Source organism: Pilosibacter fragilis (assembly GCF_032490495.1).
Taxonomy (GTDB): Bacteria; Bacillota; Clostridia; order Lachnospirales; family Lachnospiraceae; genus Pilosibacter; species Pilosibacter fragilis.
Genome location: NZ_JAVYJB010000052.1, coordinates 1 through 1,683, shown reverse-complemented (window position 1 = coordinate 1,683; position 1,683 = coordinate 1). Strand labels below are relative to the sequence as shown.

At 37.1% G+C, this 1,683-nt stretch carries 1 protein-coding gene; it reads left to right on the top strand.

The window, feature by feature from the left end:
• Positions 1 to 182: 182 nt before the first annotated feature.
• Entirely contained in the window at positions 183 to 1,493 is a 1,311-nt protein-coding gene (locus ABCW45_RS17675; protein WP_343221288.1) for an IS4 family transposase, read from the top strand.
• Positions 1,494 to 1,683: the final 190 nt, after the last annotated feature.

The window sequence follows — 1,683 nt, the reverse complement described above, 5'->3', positions numbered from 1 at the left end:
CAATGTCACTTAGTTAAGCTTATTGGTTCACTAAGAGGTAAACCTCTAACAAAAATTTATAAATTATAGTTGACACATCAATCAAAATGTGCGGCCGCTCTCGTTGCCGATATAATTCTAAGGTAACGAGAGCGGCCCTTGAATTAGAACTATATTTCATTCTGATTCAAGGAGGTTTACCTATGACATTTCCTGAAATTGTCAAAACTACACTTTGGGACATTATTGATGAGATGTCCCGCTTACTTTCTTCTTTTGTAAAAAATCCAGATAAAGATTTTATCCGCAAACGCAAACTTGATTTTAAGAAAATGATGCATCTGATCATTTCCATGGAAAGCGGAAGCCTGAATCATGAACTTCTCAAATTTTTTGAGTATGATTCCTCGCTTCCTACCGGCTCTGCTTTTTATCAACAACGTTCCAAACTTTCCGTTTCTGCATTCCGTCACCTTCTTAAGGAATTTAACCTTAAATTCCCCTTAGAAAAATTTCGCGGAAAATACTATCTTATTGCGTGTGATGGTTCTGAATTTAACATTGCCAGAAATCCTAACAATCCCGACACCTTCCACGAGCCTAATGGCAAATCTCTATCCGGTTTTAATATGGTTCATACCATCTCTTTGTATGAGGTATGTTCTAGGCGGTATCTTGATTTAGAAGTTCAGCCTGGGCGTCTTAAAAATGAGTTTCAGGCTATCTGCAATCTTATGGATCGGTATGCCTATGGGGGATCCCCCATTTTCATTGCTGACAGAGGATTTTCCAGTTACAATGTTTTTGCCCATGCAATCGAAAATCATGTTGATTTTTTGATTCGTGCTAAGGATTTGAATGTACAGCGTTTTCTTGGAGTCGAGACTCTTCCTGACAAACTGGATACAACCATAGAACTGATTCTGACCAGAACACAATCAAAAAAGAAACATAAACATGCCGAAAAAGAATCACAATACCGCTATATTTGTAAAAACATAGCTTTCGACTATCTTGATCCAGATGATATTTCCGATGAATATCTGCTGAAACTAAGAATCGTCCGCGTTGAAGTGTCCGATGGTGTTTTTGAAAATATCATCACTACACTTTCCGAAGAAGATTTTACACCGGACGATATAAAATACTGTTACAATCTCCGCTGGGGCATCGAAACTTCTTTTCGCGACCTGAAGCATACCATTGGTGCTACTAATTTACACTCTAAAAAAACAGAGTATGTTGCATTTGAACTGTGGAGCAAGCTCATTTTGTACAATTTCTGTTCCATAATTATTTTACATGTACCAGTAAAAAGTATGGATCGCAAATATGAGTACCAAGTCAACTTTTCTCTCGCAATGAAAATCTGTTTTGATTTTCTAAGAGGAGTCGCACCACCAAATCTAGAAAGCCTGATAAGTAAGTATATCCTACCTATCAGGCCCGATAGAAACTATGCCCGCCAGCATAGAGTCCAAAAACCGCTCAGCTTCTCTTACCGTTTTGTATAACATAGAGTAGCTGACAATTCTATTATACACTAATTTTAAGGCAGACGAAAGTCTGTCTTAAAGTCGTGCCTGATATTTATATGATTTTTTTGAACGAAGATTGTTTTAATCTTTTTTGTTTACCACATCCTTTTCACGCTAGATGCACACAAATCCATTAATTTGTAAAAAGCTTAACTAAGTGACATTG